Here is an 18,397-nt window from a genome sequence, read left to right as displayed (position 1 = left end):
AGGGCTGCCGCGACTCGACGCGCCACCTGTACCGGGTCACCCCCTGACTGTCGACGCATCGAGCCAGCGATGGCGTCGCGTTCGGCACGGGCTGCAGACACGGGCACAGGCGCGGGAGCGCCGACCACCGATCCGGCGCTCGATGCCGAAGGCGCCACCGGAGGCGGTGCAGCCGAAGCAGGAACGACCGGCGCGGCGGGCGATGGTGTCGGTGGCGGACCCAACGGCATCGGCGGTGGAGGCATCGCCGGACCGCCACCCGCCATGGGCATACCGCCACCACCGGCCGACGGTGGAGCTACCGGCGCGACCGGCGTTTGCGCCGCTTGGCCTGTCACTGGATTGGACGGACCGGCGGATATCGGCGGCGGAACGTCCGCCGGCGCCGCCATAGACGCGGCCGGCGCCGCCATAGGCGCCGACGCTGGGGCCGACGCCGGCTGCATCGGAGGGCCGAAGTTTGACACAGTGTCCGAGATCGGCGGGGAATGGATCGGCGCCTGATCGCCGTAACCCGACGACGCGCCGGAGGCGCCTTCGCTCGGATCGAAACTCGGCTGGCCGCCGATCGAGGACTGGCTGTCACTGGCAGGACTGCTCGACGAGCCGCCGGACGATGACCCGCCAGCACCGCCGCTGACTCCAAACGACGCGCCACCGCCGGAACCGCTTCCTCCTCCAAGGCTGGGTGCTCCACTTGAGGACGACCCACCGCTGCTCAATGGCGAAGCCGGCGACGTAGACATCAAACGCGCGTTCGCGGATGGCACGCCAGAGGTGAATGGCGGCACCGAAGCGGTGGGCTTACCTGAGGGAGAAGGCGGCGGTCCAACCGGACTGGGTCCGGCTACGGAAGCAGGCAGAGTTTCACTCTCAACTCCTCCGCGACTCTGGAGCGGAGGGTTCGGAGGTACCGGGGCTTGTGGCGCGGAATTGGAGACGAACTGACGATCGACAATTTTTTCTGGTTGCTGCGTTGGCGGAAGGCCGCTCGAAGATGAAGGAACCGAAGTCGAGACTCGACCACCGTCAGTTGGCTTAGTCAAAGTCGAGACCGCTCTGATAGTTGAACCGCGATCTCCATCCCCAGGATCTAATAAATCGTCTTCATCAAACGGCGTTTGAGGGATTCCGCGTTCGAAACCCAACTTCTCAGCGACATCACCGAGCGTATCGAAGTTTTCCATGTACTTGTCGTTTACAAGCGACCGAATTGCATAGGTGGCATCTTTGCCCTGTTCTGCAGCGAGGCGTTCCATCTCCGCGATCTTCTCTTGGGCGCCCCGGACGTTTCCCCCTATCGTCTCTTTCGCACCACTTATATGCTCCGTTGCGCGATCACACCATTGGATCGCAACCTTCAACTGTTGCTCGTGCAGCGCCATCGACCAGGCACTCTTACTTACCTGCGCTCCGGCCTTCTCGGATGCACCTCCCGACCAAACATGGATTCCGTTGAACAGGCTCGCTTGATTTGTCGCCCAACTCTGCCGCGCTCGTTCGAGACCAGTCAGGGTCTCACGAAGAGCACTGGCGCGATTCGAATAGGCGCTTTCACTTGTCTCAGGCCAAGCGCCAGGTCCAGTCATCTCCGCCGCATAAGGGCCGGACGGCTTTTCCGTGGCTGCGGCTCGCCCGATCATTCCGCCGCCTTGCACGCCCACAAAATGGCGTTGACAACGTACGTTGAAGCCGCCGACAGGTAATTATCGGCACTCGTGTAGTCAGGTAAAGCGGCGGCGTAACCGCGGCGGTACTGTGCAGCAAGGTAAGCAAAATCTTCGAACACCGCGTTGCCGCTAGTACCCCCTAAGCGAACGAGAGCGACCGCGTTCGCCTCCATCACAGGGATCGTCTCATCGATGACCCGTCGTTGGTCAGGTGTCCAATCAGCGGCAGAAATATTGGCGTCTATATCACGCCACGGACGAACAGCCGACGAGAAGTCTTTTGCTGTAGAATTCCAATCATTGCAAGACGAACTCGGGGTGTTAAGAAACCGCTCGCCTTCTGACGAATCTCCCAACGATGGTGCATTCGAGGGATCCGGGACTCCTTCTACGAGTGGTGAAACTGCCTGTGCCGAACCATAATTGGTGGCGGAACAAATCATCGCAAGCCCTGAGGCCAAGTTGTCGACAACTACGGCAAGGTCGTCGTCTTCCGGCTCATAAGAAGGTATTCCGTTGGTGAACGCCCGCGAATACGCCTGGAATTGCTGATACAACTCCCGCATTTCACGGTGAGTAGTCAGCTTCACTAGATTCTCAACTTTGTCCGCAGCGTTCTCCATGGATGCGCCGACAGACTCGTACATCGCACTTTGATCGGGGGTCCACGCGGAGGCGGGGACCGAAGCGTCACGAGTTGCCCATCCAGCGCCTTCCGTCGATTCGCTGTACTCCCGTGAAATGCGCCCCCACGCGTCGCACGTCGGGTCCTCGGTGATGATGTTGACCGGTCCGGTGTCGTTGGCGCTGGCGAACTCCGACGCCTTCCCATCGCCGGGCGGCGTCGGCGAATTCTGGTTTGACCCATCGCCCGTCACCAGAATCGTGACGGTCACCGCCAGGGCGACCACCAGCAATAGGATCACGCCACCGAGGACCCACTTCCCCTTACCACCCTGTGACGGCGGCGGTCCGGGGGGCGGACCACCCCACTGTGGTTGCTGCGGCGGTGGACCCCACGGCGGTGGCCCACTGAACTGCCCCTGCCCTGCACCCGGCTGCGCCTGACCACCCCACTGCGGCTGCCGTCCGCCCTGCGGCTGGCCGCCATAGGGCGACTGACCGCCGTACGAATCGGGAGGGGGAGGCAGACTCATATGCGCACCTTCGCGTCAGGAACACTCACGGTCACAACACAATCGTTGAATCAGCAGGCCGTGTCGGCGCCGGCTTCGGCGCAGGCGGCGGCGCCTCAGGCGCGGTACCGGCGGCTTCCGGGGCCTCCGGAGCCGCATGCCGCGGGACGTACTCGGGCACCCGCTCCCCTGCCGTATCGCCCGGTGCAGCACCTTCCGGCTGCTTCTCCTCGAAACGCTCATCCTTCTTCTCGGGCTTCTCACTCAGCCCGTCGTCCAGCGCGGACTTCTGGTCCTTCTCGGCCCCGCCCATCTCGCCGAACTGGCTCGTCATCTGGCCGACCTGCTGCATCCCGCTCTGCACGCCCTGCATGATCCCCTGCGGAATCTGCATCGCCATCCCGGCAAGCTGCATCGGAATCTGCGCGGCCTGCTGCGCCAACTGCATGGGCATGCCCATCATCTGGCCCATCTGGCCCATCTGGTCGCCTGCACCCGTCGCAGCACCGGCCGCACCGCCACCAGGAGCACCCGTCGCAGCACCGGCCACGCCGGCACCGCTCCCGGCGATGGCAGGACCACCGGCACCACCAGCCGGAGCGCCACCGCCGCTGCCGGGAGCGCCCGCGCCTTCCAAGTCCGCCAACGCCTTGCGGATCTGGTCGGCGACCTGCTGATCGGTCTGCTCGTAGAGCCCGGCGGCTTGGATGATGTTCTCCGCGGTCGCCAGTGCTTCGGCCTTGGTCTTCGGCATGCCCTCGATGAGCGGCAGTTCGATCTCCTGAGTCTTGCTCTGTAGCGCCAGCGACAGCGCATCGGTGCCGGTGGTCACCAACGGTTGCAGCGGCTCCGGGATCGCCCGCGCGCCGCTGACCAGACCATTCCCCCCGTTAGCCAGCTCACCGGTGTTGACTCTCAACTCGGTCATCGCCACCCCCACTCACCAGTGCGCGAAACCCTCACCGTCGAACCATCCAGCAAGCACTTCGCCGACAAGATCAAACCTCATCTGCCTCAAGACACGTCTCGGCCACCCGTTCACGAATCGTCCAGCAAATGTTACCTGAGCACGGCTCAACCCCACTGCACGAAATCTGCGGCAGCGGGGCGAGACCTACATGCTGGCGATGAGCCGCTTGACCCGTTCGTCGACCGAGCGGAACGGGTCCTTGCATAAGACGGTGCGCTGCGCCTGGTCGTTGAGCTTGAGGTGCACCCAGTCGACGGTGAAGTCGCGGCCGGCTTCCTGCGCCGCGCTGATGAACTCACCGCGCAGTTTCGCGCGAGTGGTCTGTGGCGGTGTGTCGACGGCGACGTCGATCTCCTCGTCGGTGGTGATCCGCGCCGCGAGACCTTTGCGCTGCAACAGGTCGAACACCCCGCGGCCGCGTTTGATGTCGTGATACGCCAGGTCCAACTGGCTGATCTTCGGGTCGGACAGCTCCATGTTGTAGCGGTCCTGATACCGCTGGAACAGCTTGCGCTTGATCACCCAGTCGATCTCGGTGTCGACCTTCGCGAAGTCCTGGCTCTCGACAGCGTCGAGCTGACGGCCCCACAGGTCCACCACCTGCTCGATCTGCGAATTTGGCTCCCGCGCCTGCAGATAGTCCACCGCGCGCGAGTAGTACTCGCGCTGGATGTCCAACGCGCTGGCCTGCCGCCCACCGGCCAGACGCACCGGACGCCGCCCGGTCAGATCGTGGCTGACCTCGCGGATCGCGCGGATCGGGTTGTCCAGCGAAAAGTCGCGGAACGGAACTCCGGCCTCGATCATCTCCAGCACCAGCGAGGCGGTGCCCACCTTGAGCATGGTGGTGGACTCGCACATGTTCGAGTCGCCGACGATCACGTGCAGCCTGCGGTACTTCTCGGCGTCGGCGTGCGGTTCGTCGCGCGTGTTGATGATCGGCCGGGACCGGGTGGTCGCCGACGAGACACCCTCCCAGATGTGCTCGGCGCGTTGGGACAGGCAGAACGTCGCCGCCTTCGGCGTCTGCAGGACCTTGCCGGCACCGCAGATCAGTTGGCGGGTGACCAGGAAGGGCAGCAGTACGTCCGAGATCCGGGAGAACTCCCCGGCGCGGACAATCAGGTAGTTCTCGTGGCAGCCGTAAGAGTTGCCCGCCGAGTCGGTGTTGTTCTTGAACAGGTAGATGTCGCCGCCGATGCCCTCGTCGGCCAACCGCTGTTCGGCGTCGATGAGCAGGTCTTCGAGCACCCGCTCACCGGCCCGGTCATGGGTGACCAACTGGATCAGGTTGTCGCATTCGGCGGTGGCGTACTCAGGGTGGGAACCGACGTCGAGATATAACCGCGCGCCATTGCGCAGGAAGACGTTCGAACTGCGCCCCCACGACACCACCCGCCGAAAAAGATATCGGGCGACCTCGTCCGGACTGAGCCGGCGGTGGCCATGGAACGTGCAGGTCACGCCGAATTCGGTCTCGATCCCCATGATTCGTCGCTGCACCTCATCGAGCTTACGGGTTCGTCGCCGGTCTCGGCATGCATGGCCTCCGCTAACGCGTCGGCGGAATCGACACCGAACGGACGGTTTGGCACACCCCGTGCTGACCTGGTCGCCGCAGTGGCCCGGCTGCCTGCCGACAGCGGGCTTCGCGAAGTCACCCGGGTCAGGGGCCTGCTGAGCCGACCGGACTCACCCGGTGATGCGGGCGACGCACCGCGGTGAATCGGCGCAGGTGATGCCGTCGATGCTGTGCCCGCACCCGGGTACCGGCTCGGCGCCCACCACGCGGGCGGGGGGCCGGTCGGTGCGCAGTTCGTCGACGAGGTCCAGCGCGAGCCGGGCGTAGCGCCGGTCGGCGTTCGGGGTACGGGCCCGGGCCATCGCGATACCGAGGTCGGCGGCCTGTTCGCGCACCTCTCTGTCGAGGTCCCACACGACCTCGATGTGGTCGGCGACGAATCCGATCGGACAGATAACGACCGCCCTGGTGCCTTGCTCCGCAAGGACGGCCATGTGGTCGCCGATGTCCGGCTCGAGCCAGGGGATGCGCGGCGGACCCGACCGCGACTGCCACACCTGATCGAACCCGGAGTATCCGGCCGCGGCGGCCACCAGTCGGGCGGCGTAGGCGACCTGCCGGCTGTACAGGTAAGGACCGTGCTGCTGGTCGGCGGCGACCGGGATGGAGTGCGCGGTGAACACCAGCCGGGCCTCGTCGCTCAGCTCAGCCGGAAGCGACCGCACCGCAGCGCCGATCGACTCCGCGAACATCTCCACCAGCAGGGGGTGGTCGAAGTAATGCCGCAACTTCACCAGGTGCGGGGCGTTGTCACCGGCGGCCGCACGTCCCCTGGCGATGTCTTCGTTGTACTGCGTGCAGCTGGAGTACCCGCCCCAGGCCGAGGTGGCGAACACCGCCGCGCGGCGCACCCCGTCGTCACGCATGGCCCTCACGGCGTCCTCGACGTAGGGATCCCAGTTGCGGTTGCCGAAGTACACCGGCAACGTCTCGCCGCGAGCGCCGAGTTCGGCGTCGATCTCCGCGATCAACGCGCGGTTGATGTCGTTGATCGGTGATACGCCGCCGAAGTGCAGATAGTGTTCGGCCACGCTTTCGAGTCGTTCCCGCGGGATCCCGCGGCCCCGGGTGACGTTCTCCAGGAACGGCATCACCTGGTCGGGGCCCTCGGGTCCGCCGAAGGACAGCACCAGCAGCGCGTCGACCCCCATGGCGGCGCTAGAGCAACTGGGTGTGCGCGCCGCCGTCGGCGTACACGACGGTGCCGGTGGTGGCCGGTAGCCAGTCCGACAGCAGGGCACACACGGTCTTGGCGACCGGTGTCGGATCCTTCATGTTCCAGCCGATCGGCGCCCGCTGGTCCCAGCCCTCCTCGAGCAGCTTCATCTGCTCACCGGCCTCGGCGCCGAGGGCGCCGCCGACGATGGCGCTCATGGCCAACGTCCGGATAGGTCCGGCGGCAACGAGATTGGAGCGCACTCCGTAAGGACCTGCCTCGCGCGCGACGAAGCGGTTGACCGACTCCAGCGCACTCTTGGCCACCGTCATCCAGTTGTAGGCCGGCATGGCGCGGGTGGGATCGAAATCCATGCCGACGATGCCGCCGCCGCGGTTCATGATCGGCAGCGTGGCCTTGGCCAGCGACGCATACGAGTAGGCCGAGATGTGGATGCCCTTGGCGACGTCCTCGTACGGCGCGTCGAAGAACGGGTTGACGCCCATGCCGGTCTGCGGCATGAAGCCGATGGAGTGGACGACGCCGTCGAGTTTGTTGCCCGCACCGATCTCTGCGGTGACGCGGTCGGCCAGCGTGTCGAGGTGCTCCTGATTCTGCACGTCGAGTTCCAGCAGCGGCGCCGGATTCGGCAGCCGGTCACAGATGCGCCGGATCAGTTTCATCCGGTCGAAGCCGGTGAGCACCAGTTCGGCGCCCGCCTCCTGGGCGACCTTGGCGATGTAGAACGCGATCGACGAGTCGGTGATGATCCCCGTGACCAGGATGCGCTTGCCTTCGAGAAAGCCTGTCATGTAAAAAGTCCCTAACTCTTAGTGGCCCATGCCCATGCCGCCGTCGACCGGGATGACCGCACCGGCGATGTAGCTCGCATCCTCCGACGCCAGGAAGCTGACCGCTCCGGCGACCTCCTCGGCGGTGCCGATCCGCTTGGCGGGGATGAAGTCCAGCGCGCCCTCCTGGATCCGCTCGTCGAGCGCTCGGGTCATTTCCGTGTCGATGTAGCCCGGGGCCACGACGTTGGCCGTAACATTGGCCTTCGACAGCTCGCGCGAGATGGAGCGGGCCATGCCGATCAGACCGGCCTTGGCGGCCGCGTAGTTGGCCTGGTTGCCGATGCCCCACATGCCCGACACCGAGCCGATGAAGATGATGCGGCCGAAGCGCTTGCGCTGCATGCTGCGCGACGCGCGCTGAGCCACCCGGAACGCGCCGGTGAGGTTGGCGTCGATGACGTTCTCGAACCTCTCTTCGGTCATCCGGATGAGAAACGCATCGGCGGAGATGCCGGCGTTGGATACCAGCACCTCGACCGGGCCCTGATGCTGCTCGACCTCTTTGAAGGCGCGATCGACGGCGTCGTTGTCGGTGACGTCACACCGGACACCGAACAAACCTTCGGGCGCGCCGGAGCCTCGGTGGGTCACCGCGACCTTGTGGCCGTCGGCGGCGAGGCGCTGCGCGATCGCCAAGCCGATGCCGCGATTCCCGCCGGTTACCAGGACAGATCGTGACACGAACGGCGGTCTGCCGCCCGCGGCCTGGCTTTCGGTGTCGGCTGCTGCGGAGTCGGTCATGTCCGTCAACTTAACGTCTGGCCCGTCGTCCGCCGAAATCGGCCGTCGGCGTCGCCCAGATCGACGTTTCGCCAGATTCCACTCGCACTTTCGCGCCCGTTTGTTCGTTTCGGCGCAAGAACGGTGGGAGCGGCGTCATCCCGGCAGGCGCCGGTTGAACAGCATCGCCGCGAGCGCCGACAACGCCAGCAGGAACGCGCCCAGACGCAGCCAGCCCACGCTGGCGTCACCCTTGATCGTCTCGTAGCCGATCTGCTGCTGCAGGTTGGCGTAGACCTCACGCAGCTGCTCGAGGCTCGAGGCGGTGAACGCCTCACCACCGGACAGGTCCGCGATCTTCTTGAGCATCTGGTCGTCGACCGGCACCGGTTGGCGCTGATCGTTGATCTCGACGTAGCCGTACGGGGTGCCGAACGAGATCGTCGAAATAGGCACACCCTGGTCCTTCGCGGTGCGCGCTGCGGTGTACGCCCCCTTGGGGTTGTCCGGATTCGACGGCACCGTCTCCTTGCCGTCCGAGAACAGCACGATGCGCGCAGGCGGCGGTTCGTCCCCGCCCCCGATGACGGCGCCCACGGTGGCGATGGCCTGCAGCGCGGTGAAGATGCCCTCACCGGTCGCGGTGCGGTCGGCCAGCTGCAGCTTGTCGATCGCATTCTTGGTGGCCTCACGGTTGGTGGTCGGCGAGACCAGCACCGTGGCGGTGCCCGCATAGGCGATCAGTCCGAGGTTGATGCCGGGTGTCAGCTCGTCGACGAACTGCTTCGAGGCCTCCTGCGCGGCGGCCAACCGGCTCGGCGACACATCGGTGGCGCGCATCGACTGCGACACGTCGATCACCAGCATCACCACGGCACGGTTGCGCGGCACCCGCACATCGTGGGTCGGCCCTGCCATGGCGACGGTGAGCAGCAGCAACGAGGCGACGAGCAGGATCGCCGGCAGGTGGCGCCAGCGGCTGGGCCGGTTCGGCGCAACGCTCTGGAGCAGCTCCATGTTGGCGAAGCGCAGGACCCGGCGCTGCCGGGCCAGCGCGACGATGACGTAGAGCCCGGCCACGCCGAGCACGACGATCAGGAACAAGAAAAACCACGGATGTTCGAAACCCGACAGAGACATCGGGCCGAGCAACGGTAAAGTCATGTGCAGCTTGTCATTTCGTTGTCACGACATAGTGGACAGGTCATCGACGGGCAGGTGATCTTCGCGCGAGCGCTCCTCGCCCACTACCGGCCGGCCATGGCTCCGCGCCGGCGGCTCGCCACGAACTTCACCACGTCGGCGATCCAGTCACGGTCGGTGCGCAGGCTCAGCAGCGGGGCGTCGCAGCGCCGCAGCGTGCGGGCCACCTCGGCCCGGTGCGCGGCGGCCGCCCGCTCGAAATCCTCACGCAGTTGGTGGTCGATGGTGAACTCGCGTGTCACCCCGGTCTCGGCGTCCTGCAGCACGACGTCGCCGACCTCGGGCAGCTCGACGTCGCGCGGATCGAGCACCTCGATGCCCAGCACCTCGTGGCGACCGGCGATCGCCCGCAGCGGGCGCATCCAGTTGATCGGACCGAGGAAGTCGCTAATGATCACCGCCATCCCCCGCCTGCGTTCGGGACGGCGCAGCGCGTCGATCGCCGCGGCCAGGTCGCCCCGCACGCCGGTCGGCGCCTTGGGCATGGTGGCGATGGTCCGCAGCATCTCCTGCTCGTGCATGCGCCCCGACAGCGCAGGCACCCGCCGCACGGATTCGCCGTTGGCGATGATGGCGCCGATCCGGTTGCCGCCCCCGCTGTTGAGGAAGGTGATCGCGGCGGCGGCGGCCACCGCGAGGTCGCGCTTCTCGCAACCCGCGGTGCCGAAGTCGAGGCTGGCCGACATGTCGACCACCAGCCACGTCTCCAACTCGCGGTCGGCGATCATCTCGCGCACATGTGGGACCGTGGTGCGCGCGGTCACCGACCAGTCCATCCGGCGGACGTCGTCGCCGGGCTGGTAGATGCGCGACTCCCCCGGTTCGGAACCCGGACCGGGGATGAGGCCGAGGTGGTCGCCATGGAGGACGCCGTCGAGCTTGCGCCGGACGGTGAGTTCCAGCTTGCGCAACGCCGCCGACAGCGCGGGATCGCGGATCTGGCCACGCTGCAGCGACGGCAAATCGACCGAACGGCCCTCCGAGGAGGTCACCGACCGCCCGCCACACCCGCTCCGGCCGGGACCGCGGGCGGTGCCGAAGGACCTTGTTGCGGAATGGCGTTCACCTGCGGCAGCGCTACGGTCTGCATGATGCGATTGATGACCGTCTCCGCCGAGACCTCGTCGGCCAGCGCATCGTAGGTCAGCACCAGGCGGTGGCGCAGCACGTCCGGGATCACCTCGACGACATCCTGCGGGACGACGTAGTCGCGGCCGCGGATCAGCGCCAGCGCGCGGGCCGCGGCGATGATGCCCAGCGACGCACGCGGGGAGGCCCCGTAGGCGATCCACGACTTGGCGTCGGGCATCCCGAACTTCTCGGGTTCACGGGTGGCGGTGACGATGCGGACGACGTAGTCGACCAGTGCGTGGTGCACGAAGGTGTTGGCCGCGACGTCCTGCAGACGCAGCAGGTCACCGGTGGCGAGGATCTGCTTGGGCTGCGGGGCCTTCACACCCATCCGGTAGATGATCTCGCGCTCTTCCTCGGGCGACGGGTAGTCGATGTTGAGCTTGAACAGGAAGCGGTCGCGCTGCGCCTCGGGCAGCGCGTACACGCCCTCCTGCTCGATCGGGTTCTGGGTCGCCATGACCAGGAAGGGCTGCGGCAGCGGGAAGGTTTTTCCGCCGATGGAGATCTTGCGTTCGGCCATCACCTCGAGCAGTGCGGACTGCACTTTCGCCGGGGCGCGGTTGATCTCGTCGGCCAACAGGAAGTTCACGACCACGGGTCCGAGCTCGATGTCGAACTCCTCCTTGCCCTGGCGGAAGATGCGGGTACCGATGATGTCGGTGGGCACCAGGTCGGGGGTGAACTGGATGCGCGCGAACGTGCCGCCGACCACCTTGGCGAAGGTCTCGACCGCCAGCGTCTTGGCGACACCCGGGACGCCCTCGAGCAGGACGTGCCCCTTGGCGAGCAGGCCGACGAGCATCCGCTCGACCAGCCGGTCCTGCCCGACGATGATCCGCTTGACCTCGAAGACCGCCCGCTCCAGCGTGTGCACCTCGGAATGCAGGCCACCGTTGTTCTGTGGGGCGGGGTTCTGCGCACCGGCGGGAGTCTGCGGCGCTGCGTGGGAGCCGGCGGGATACCCCTGCGCCGGGTTCGGACCGGAATAACCTCCGGCGCCCTGCGGCGGCCCACTCGGTGACGTCATCGAGATCCTCCCACTGTTGCTTCTTCATGGCGATGCGCAGGCGTGTCCCGCGTCAACCCAGGGCGCCCGGCGCCCGCCGTCAACTATTCCAGGCACTTCGGAATCCGTCGACGTCGCCCGGTCCGCCTCAGGCTGTGCTCAGGATTCGATGATGCGGGCTGCGTACGGCTGCAGACCGCTTGTCCGCAACGGGGCGACGGAGACCTTGCCGGCGCTGCTGGCGGACTCTAGCAACTGCCCGTTGCCGAGGTACATCGCCACGTGCTGGCTGCCGCCCGGTCCCCAGAACAACAGGTCGCCGCGTTTGGCCTGCGACACCGGCACCTTGCGCCCGGTGTTGTATTGGTCACCCGAGTACTTGGGGATCAGGACGCCGACTCCCGCGTACGAGAACTGGGTGAAACCCGAACAGTCGTAGCCCACGGTGTTGGCGCCGGAATCGATACCGCGGCTCGGGCCGTTCGGCTTGCCGCCGCCCCAGGAATACGGCGTGCCCATCTGCGAGGCGCCCCGCCGGATCACGTACTCGATGGCCTGCGGACCACGCACGCGGCCGGCGGCCGCAGCGGTCGGCTCCGCCCCGCCCAGCCCGATGCTCGACAGGAACTTGCGGCCCAGGTCCATGGTCGCCTGGGTGGCTTGTGCAGTGGCCGCCAGCGAGGCGTTGGCGATGGCCAGCGGATCGCCGGGCGCGCCGGCGCTGAGCAGTTTGGGCAGCGTGGGGTCCCATTGACCGTCGTCGGGTTCCGCGGCTGCCGGCGTGGCGAGACCGAACAGCAGGGCCACCACCGACACCAATAGCACAAGGCTTGTCATGCAATGTAAATGCCTGGGGCGCAAGGTAATCCTCTTCGTCACCATTCGATTAGTCGGGTCGCATACGGAGTCATGCCGCTCGTGCGGACCGGCGAGACCTTGACCACCGACCCGGTGTACGGGGCCTCGAGCATTTGGCCGTCGCCGAGGTACACCGCGATGTGCTGGCTGGCGTTGGGTCCATAGGAGATCAGGTCGCCGCGCCGCATCTGCGACGACGGAATTTTGCGGCCGGCGTTGTACTGCGAGCCGGAGTAGTGGTCCAGCTTGATGCCGACGCCGGCGAACATGTACAGGACCAGCCCGGAACAGTCGAACCCGACGGTGTTGGCACCCTGGTCGATACCGCGGCTCGGGCCCGAAGCGTTGCCGCCGCCCCACGAGTACGGCACACCCAGTTGCGACATGCCGCGCCGGATCACGTACTCGGTGGCCTGTCGGCCGTAGACCCGCGGGATCGCGCCGTTGGTGTAACCGGTGGGCGTGGGCAGCAGGCCCATCTTCTGCAGGAAGCTGCGGCCCATCTGTGAGGTCACCTGGGCCGACGTCGAGGCGATACCGAGCACGGCGTTGATGATCGCGATCGGATCGCCGCTGACGAAGGCGCTCGGAATGGCGGGCAGCGTGGGATCCCATGCGGTGTCCCAGTTGCCGGCGGCCGGTGCCGGGGCGCCCGGTGCGCGATCCCAGTTCGAGGCGACACCGGATGCGGCGGCCTGCGGAGCGGCCGACGGTGCTGCGGAAGCGGCCGCCACCGCGGGCGCCGAGGCCTTGCGGACCTCGGCGAGCCGGGCCTGGGCGGCGGCACGCTCGGCGCTGAGGCGCTCCAGTTCGGCCTGCTGGCTCCCGAAGTTCTGCTGAGCCTCGGTCAGCGCGGCGACGGCCGCCTGGTAGCTGGCCTCGGCGTCGGCGGCGGCCTGGTCGGCCTTCTGCTTGGCCCGTCGCGCGGCCGACTCCTTGTTGACCTGTTCGGTGCGCGCCCGGTGCAGGTTGTCCATCACCCGCGCCGAACTGATCTCCAGGGTCTGCGCGGTCGACGCGGTGTGCAGGACGTCGGCGGGGTCGGCAGCGGTCACGTACGACGTCGACGGACCACTGACGTAGGTGGCGGCGGCGAAAGTGTCGAATCTCTGCTGCGCGCCGGCGATCGCGATGTTGGCATCTTCGACGCCCCGCCGGCTGGCCTCGAGCTCGCGCTGGGCGGTCGCGGCAGTATCGCGGGCGTTCTGCACCTCGAGGATCGCCTTGTTGACACCTTCCTGCGTGCTCTGCACGGCGGCACCCAGGTCGTACAGCTTCTGGTTGGCGTTGGCGACCGCGGCCACCAGGGTTGCGACGTGGTCGGTGTCCGCCGATCCCGGAGCTCCACTCCACAGCGCCGCGGACATCAGCATTCCGACGGTCAGAGGCAACGCGCACATCCGGCCGAGAAGCCGGGAAGCGGAGGCGCGAGCGGTGCGTCTCATTCGACTCAAGTCTCCTAAGGGTCGACGCGAACGCGGCGGCACGTTCGTGACGGGCACCGATGCACATAAGTCACATCAGGCACAGCAACAACATTGGGTACCGAATGCACCGTACGTCACAATCGACGCTGAAGAAACTTTAGTCACGAATTACATGTTTGTAATTGAAATAACCGTTATCGAATGGTGATCTTCGAAATGCGCAGCGCGACGAAGAACGGCGTCAGCGCTGGTCAGACTCGGTAGTCCCGATTTCGGCCGCCGCGGCCCGTTTGCCTCGAATCTGTAACCACCGCGTCGCCGCCGTAGCGCCCGCGACCCCTAATACAAGGACAATCGTCAATGCGGTCCACGGGAAATCCGGAGTGGTGAGTTGCCCGACGAAATTCTTCGATGACTGGACCGGATCACCGGTCTTGGCCAGATCCTGACCGGCCTCGAGTGTCACCCGATCGAAGACCGGACTGTAGGTGCCAGCGTACGACGGGCTCATCGCCAGGACCGTCGACCCCGGATACGCGTGGCCCACCTCGGTAGCGATGTCGCGCAGCGGCGTTTCGATGTGCGGGTTGGTGTCGATGACGACGATCTTGAGGTCGATCCCGTCGGCGTGGGCCTCGGAGACCACCTGTCGCAACGCCGCCTCGTCGGCGCCGGGTGCGCTGACGCCGTCGTCACCCACGTCGGCGATCACCTTGGTCATGTCGACATCCGGCGGGATGAACCCGGGCAGAAAAGGTACGACCTCCGGCGCGCTCACAGGCAGCACGGTACCGCGACGGCCGCCACGGGGGGTGGCGCGACCCACGGCTGACGACAAGACTGTAATGAGCCCCGGATGTTTGCAGGACAAGCGTACTGTTAGAATCGGACACGCCGCCGACACAGCCCGTCGCGGCGAGAACTATCGGGAGTTGATGTGAGCAGCAAGGATTCTTTTGGAGCCCGTGACACCCTGACCGTCGGGGACAAGTCGTACGAGATCTACCGCCTCGACGCCGTTCCCGGCACGGAGAAACTGCCCTACAGCCTCAAGGTGCTCGCGGAGAACCTGCTGCGCACCGAGGACGGTGCCAACATCACCAAGGACCACATCGAGGCCATCGCGAACTGGGATCCCGACGCCGATCCCAGCATCGAGATCCAGTTCACCCCGGCGCGGGTCATCATGCAGGACTTCACCGGCGTGCCCTGCATCGTCGACCTCGCCACCATGCGGGAAGCGGTCGGCGAACTCGGCGGCGACCCGCAGAAGGTCAACCCCCTCGCACCGGCCGACCTCGTGATCGACCACTCGGTGATCGCCGACCTGTTCGGCACCGCCGACGCCTTCGAGCGCAACGTGGAGATCGAGTACGAGCGCAACGGCGAGCGCTACCAGTTCCTGCGCTGGGGACAGGGCGCCTTCGACGACTTCAAGGTCGTGCCGCCCGGCACCGGCATCGTGCACCAGGTCAACATCGAATACCTGGCCAGCGTCGTGATGGAGCGTGATCGGGTGGGAGAAACTGGGGGGGAAACGGTCACCGTGGCCTACCCCGACACCTGCGTGGGCACCGACTCCCACACCACGATGGAGAACGGTCTCGGCGTGCTCGGCTGGGGCGTCGGCGGTATCGAGGCCGAAGCCGCCATGCTGGGCCAGCCGGTGTCGATGCTCATTCCCCGTGTCGTCGGGTTCAAGCTCACCGGTGAGCGCCGCGCCGGCGTGACCGCCACCGACGTGGTGCTGACCGTCACCGAGATGCTGCGCAAGCACGGCGTGGTCGGCAAGTTCGTCGAGTTCTACGGCGAGGGGGTGGCGGAGGTGCCGCTAGCCAACCGCGCCACGCTGGGCAACATGAGCCCCGAATTCGGTTCCACCGCAGCGATCTTCCCGATCGACGACGTGACCATCGACTACCTGCGGATGACCGGCCGCGCCGACGAGCAGCTGGCCCTGGTGGAGGCGTACGCCAAGGAACAGGGCATGTGGCACGACCCTAGCCGCGAGCCGAAGTTCTCCGAGTACATCGAGCTGGATCTGTCCGACGTGGTGCCGTCGATCGCCGGACCGAAGCGCCCGCAGGACCGCATCGCGCTCGACGACGCGAAGTCCGCGTTCCGCAAGGACATCCACAACTACGTGACCAACGGCAACTCGGCTCCGGAAAGCCGGCTCGACGAAGCCGTCGAGGAGACGTTCCCGGGCAGTGATCCGGTGTCGCTGTCGTTCTCCGACGAGGTCGACGAACCCGCCCACTCCGCGGCCGTCGGCGCCGACGGCCGGCCCACCAACCCCGTGAAGGTCAGCTCCGCCGAGCGCGGTGAGTTCATCATCGACCACGGCGCCGTGGTGATCGCCGCGATCACCTCGTGCACGAACACCTCGAACCCGGAGGTGATGCTCGGCGCGGCGCTGCTCGCGAAAAGCGCCGTCGAGAAGGGCCTGACCACCAAGCCGTGGGTCAAGACCACGATGGCGCCTGGATCGCAGGTTGTCACCGACTACTACGACAAGGCGGGCCTGTGGCCGTATCTGGAGAAACTCGGCTTCTTCCTGGTCGGGTACGGCTGCACGACCTGCATCGGCAACAGCGGTCCCCTGCCCGAGGAGATCAGCAAGGCCGTCAACGACAATGACCTGTCGGTGACCGCGGTGCTGTCGGGTAACCGCAACTTCGAGGGCCGGATCAACCCGGACGTGAAGATGAACTACCTGGCGTCTCCGCCGCTGGTGATTGCCTACGCGCTGGCCGGCAGCATGGACTTCGACTTCGAGAACGACTGCCTGGGCACCGACGAGAACGGCAACCAGGTGTTCCTCAAGGACATCTGGCCGTCGCAGCAGGACATCAACGACACCATCGCCTCGGCCATCAACACGGAGATGTTCAAGAAGAACTACGCCGACGTGTTCAAGGGCGACGACCGGTGGCGCAACCTGCCCACCCCGAGCGGTAACACGTTCGAGTGGGCCGAGGATTCCACCTATGTGCGCAAACCTCCGTACTTCGAGGGGATGCCCCCCGCGCCTGAGCCGGTCAGCGACATCGTCGGCGCACGGGTTCTCGCGTTGCTGGGTGACTCGGTCACCACCGATCACATCTCCCCCGCGGGCAGCATCAAGCCGGGCACCCCGGCCGCGCAGTACCTGGAGGAACACGGCGTCGAGAAGAAGGATTACAACTCCTACGGATCGCGCCGCGGCAACCACGAGGTGATGATCCGGGGCACCTTCGCCAACATCCGGCTCAAGAACCAGCTGCTCGACGACGTCTCCGGCGGTTACACCCGTGACTTCACCAACGGTGGCGAGCAGGCGTTCATCTACGACGCCGCGCAGAACTACGCCGAGCAGGGCATCCCGCTGGTGGTGCTCGGCGGTAAGGAATACGGGTCAGGATCGTCGCGGGACTGGGCGGCCAAGGGCACGAGCCTGTTGGGCGTGCGCGCCGTCATCACCGAGTCGTTCGAACGCATCCACCGCTCGAACCTCATCGGCATGGGCGTCATCCCGCTGCAGTTCCCCGAGGGTGAGTCGGCCGCGTCGCTGAAACTCGACGGCACCGAGACGTTCGACATCACCGGTATCGAGGCACTCAACGTTGCAGGCGAGCGAAGCGACGGGGAAGCCAGAGCCAAGACCCCGGAGACGGTACACGTCACGGCGACCAAACCAGGCGGCGAGACGGTCGAATTCGACGCGGTGGTCCGCATCGACACCCCCGGTGAGGCCGACTACTACCGCAACGGCGGCATCCTGCAGTATGTGCTGCGCAACATGCTCGGGTCCAAGTAACCGGCGCGGTCAGGAGCTGGACTGATGCCCCGGGTCACCGACGACCATCTGGCGGCGCGCCGCCGCCAGATCCTCGACGGCGCCCGGCGCTGCTTCGCGCGGTACGGATACGACAAGGCGACCGTGCGGCGGCTCGAAGACACCATCGGGCTGTCGCGCGGCGCCATCTTCCACCACTTCCGAGACAAGGACACGCTGTTCTTCGAGCTCGCGCGTGAGGACGCCGAGCGGATGGCCGACGTCGCCTCCCGCGAGGGGTTGATCCAGGTGATGCGTGACCTGTTGGCGGCGCCCGATCAGTTCGACTGGTTGGCCACCCGGTTGGAAATCGCGCGCAAGCTGCGCAACGACCCGGTCTTCCATCAGGGCTGGGAGGAGCGCTCTGCCGAACTCTCCGCCGCCACCACGGCCCGCCTGCACCGGCAGAAGGAGGCTGGCCGGCTACGCGACGACGTCCCCAGCGAGGTGCTACAGACCTACCTGGATCTGGTTCTGGACGGGCTGGTCGCGCGGCTCGCCTCCGGCGACGACCCCAAGAAGCTGGGCGCGGTGCTCGACCTCGTCGAAGCGTCGGTGCGCCAGCAGAGCCCCAGCGTCAGCTGACGCTGGAACGACGCGAACGGTGATTCGGCCCGCCCCGGCTGCGCATCGTCGCGCCAGATTCTCGCAGCATGCTGTGGATAGAGCCGTAGGATCGCCCGGTTTTTGCCACCAGTGCGCGGATGCTCGCGCCCGCCTCGTATTCGGCCCGCAACTCGTTGAGGAGTTCTTCCCGGGATTTTTCCGATTTCTTCATTGACATGTCCCCGCTGTTGCGATGCCCGACTGCTCCCATAACTACCCAACCGGGCAACCGCTAACCGGGCGTGCGCGAGATTTCGT

Annotated in this window: 15 protein-coding genes; 2 read left to right on the top strand and 13 right to left on the bottom strand. The window is 66.4% G+C overall.

Translation table 11 applies throughout. The features are described 5' to 3' along the window. Positions 1-1,639: 1,639 nt before the first annotated feature. From G6N07_RS08560 to G6N07_RS08505, 12 genes are all read right to left on the bottom strand, one after another. Positions 1,640-2,596 (bottom strand): ESX-1 system-associated protein, encoded by a 957-nt coding sequence (locus tag G6N07_RS08560; RefSeq protein ID WP_235849795.1) that lies wholly within the window; start codon positions 2,594-2,596, stop codon positions 1,640-1,642. Between the two features lie 262 nt (positions 2,597-2,858). Continuing rightward, positions 2,859-3,734 carry a hypothetical protein gene (locus G6N07_RS08555; RefSeq protein WP_235849803.1) on the bottom strand — a complete coding sequence of 292 codons (876 nt, stop codon included), beginning with the start codon at positions 3,732-3,734 and terminating at the stop codon, positions 2,859-2,861. Positions 3,735-3,920: 186 nt separating this feature from the next. Continuing rightward, the gene (pafA, locus tag G6N07_RS08550; protein WP_099050245.1) at positions 3,921-5,279 is read right to left on the bottom strand and encodes a Pup--protein ligase; all 1,359 of its coding nucleotides are present in this window, start codon (positions 5,277-5,279) and stop codon (positions 3,921-3,923) included. A gap of 189 nt (positions 5,280-5,468) precedes the next feature. Beyond that, positions 5,469-6,509, bottom strand: a complete 1,041-nt coding sequence (locus G6N07_RS08545) for a ferrochelatase (protein WP_085191558.1) — start codon at positions 6,507-6,509, stop codon at positions 5,469-5,471. A 7-nt stretch (positions 6,510-6,516) separates the two neighbouring features. Further along, complete coding sequence (gene inhA / locus G6N07_RS08540) at positions 6,517-7,326, bottom strand: NADH-dependent enoyl-ACP reductase InhA (protein WP_085191556.1); 810 nt, start codon at positions 7,324-7,326, stop codon at positions 6,517-6,519. 18 nt (positions 7,327-7,344) lie between these two features. Then, positions 7,345-8,109: a 3-oxoacyl-ACP reductase FabG1 gene (gene fabG1 / locus G6N07_RS08535; RefSeq protein ID WP_085191554.1), complete on the bottom strand. Its 765-nt coding sequence runs from the start codon at positions 8,107-8,109 to the stop codon at positions 7,345-7,347. Positions 8,110-8,244: 135 nt separating this feature from the next. Further along, positions 8,245-9,252, bottom strand: a complete 1,008-nt coding sequence (locus G6N07_RS08530; RefSeq protein WP_085191552.1) for a VWA domain-containing protein — start codon at positions 9,250-9,252, stop codon at positions 8,245-8,247. An 83-nt stretch (positions 9,253-9,335) separates the two neighbouring features. Next, positions 9,336-10,283 carry a DUF58 domain-containing protein gene (locus G6N07_RS08525; RefSeq protein ID WP_085191550.1) on the bottom strand — a complete coding sequence of 316 codons (948 nt, stop codon included), beginning with the start codon at positions 10,281-10,283 and terminating at the stop codon, positions 9,336-9,338. Next, positions 10,280-11,452, bottom strand: coding sequence for a chaperone MoxR1 (gene moxR1 / locus G6N07_RS08520; protein ID WP_085191548.1), 1,173 nt, complete (start codon positions 11,450-11,452; stop codon positions 10,280-10,282). The genes G6N07_RS08525 and moxR1 overlap by 4 nt, the downstream gene beginning before the upstream one ends. A gap of 138 nt (positions 11,453-11,590) precedes the next feature. Continuing rightward, positions 11,591-12,268, bottom strand: a complete 678-nt coding sequence (gene ripB, locus G6N07_RS08515) for an NlpC/P60 family peptidoglycan endopeptidase RipB (protein WP_099050244.1) — start codon at positions 12,266-12,268, stop codon at positions 11,591-11,593. 38 nt (positions 12,269-12,306) lie between these two features. Continuing rightward, on the bottom strand, positions 12,307-13,734 hold the full coding sequence (gene ripA / locus G6N07_RS08510; protein ID WP_085191544.1) for an NlpC/P60 family peptidoglycan endopeptidase RipA: 1,428 nt from the start codon (positions 13,732-13,734) through the stop codon (positions 12,307-12,309). 223 nt (positions 13,735-13,957) lie between these two features. Beyond that, positions 13,958-14,494, bottom strand: coding sequence for an Rv1476 family membrane protein (locus G6N07_RS08505; protein WP_099050243.1), 537 nt, complete (start codon positions 14,492-14,494; stop codon positions 13,958-13,960). Between the two features lie 159 nt (positions 14,495-14,653). Between G6N07_RS08505 and acnA the strand changes: the two genes are divergently transcribed. Further along, on the top strand, positions 14,654-17,515 hold the full coding sequence (acnA, locus tag G6N07_RS08500) for an aconitate hydratase AcnA (RefSeq protein WP_085191540.1): 2,862 nt from the start codon (positions 14,654-14,656) through the stop codon (positions 17,513-17,515). Between the two features lie 24 nt (positions 17,516-17,539). After that, positions 17,540-18,118, top strand: a complete 579-nt coding sequence (locus G6N07_RS08495) for a TetR/AcrR family transcriptional regulator (RefSeq protein ID WP_085191538.1) — start codon at positions 17,540-17,542, stop codon at positions 18,116-18,118. Here the strand turns inward: G6N07_RS08495 and G6N07_RS08490 are convergent. Continuing rightward, positions 18,111-18,311: a helix-turn-helix domain-containing protein gene (locus G6N07_RS08490; protein WP_085191536.1), complete on the bottom strand. Its 201-nt coding sequence runs from the start codon at positions 18,309-18,311 to the stop codon at positions 18,111-18,113. The two genes, G6N07_RS08495 and G6N07_RS08490, sit on opposite strands and share 8 nt — an antisense overlap. Positions 18,312-18,397: the final 86 nt, after the last annotated feature.

Origin of the sequence: Mycolicibacterium doricum (genome assembly GCF_010728155.1) — a bacterium.
Classification (GTDB): Bacteria; Actinomycetota; Actinomycetes; order Mycobacteriales; family Mycobacteriaceae; genus Mycobacterium; species Mycobacterium doricum.
This window is presented reverse-complemented; position numbering and strand designations above follow the sequence as displayed.